Annotated in this window: 1 protein-coding gene; it reads left to right on the top strand. The window is 72.0% G+C overall.

Annotation, left to right across the window (positions count from 1 at the left end; genetic code table 11):
* On the top strand, nucleotides 1-627 hold a 627-nt coding region (locus AC5LUJ_RS21165), incomplete at its 5' end, for a DNA methyltransferase (RefSeq protein WP_493465589.1).
* Nucleotides 628-657: the final 30 nt, after the last annotated feature.

Genomic DNA, 657 nt, shown 5'->3' with positions numbered 1-657 from the left:
GTCAACCGCACCCGGCGGACCAACCGCAACACCGGGCTCGGCAGCCTCAAGGTCAACGGCCTCACCGGCCACCCGCTCGGCAAGAACCCGGGCGATGTCTGGTGGTTGGCCACCGCCGGCTACCGGGAGGCGCACTTCGCGACCTTCCCGATCGCGCTGGCCGAGCGGCCGCTGCTGGCCAGCTGCCCGGAGCGGGTGTGCGTGGGCTGCGGGAAGCCGTGGACGCGGGAACCGGCCCGCCGGCGCGGCCACTTGGCCGTGCTCGGCGAGCTGCGCCCGAGTTGCGACTGCCAAGTCGGCTTCCGGCCAGGCGTGGTGCTCGATCCGTTCCTGGGCGCCGGCACGGTGGCTGTGGCGGCCGAGCGGCATGGCCGGGAGTGGGTGGGGATCGAGCTGAACCCGGAGTATGCGGCGCTGGCCGAGGCGCGGATCGTCAAGGCACGGACGAAGATCGCAGCCGGTCGGGTTGGAGAGGCACAGGCTTCGCCCGAGGTGTCGGCGACGCCAGCTGCAGCCGGAGCCGTGGCGGCATCTACGGCGGGTCCTGACCAGCGAACCAGAGCGGTTGCCCGGCAGGTAGCTACTCGTACTGCAGCCGTACGCCCGCATGATCCGCGAGCTGCTTGATGTGGCGGGTTTTGCGGGCGGAGTCGACCC

Source organism: Protofrankia sp. CiP1_Cm_nod3 (assembly GCF_982290655.1).
Note: the sequence above shows the minus strand (reverse complement) of the source record. Positions and strands in the feature narration are given on the sequence as shown.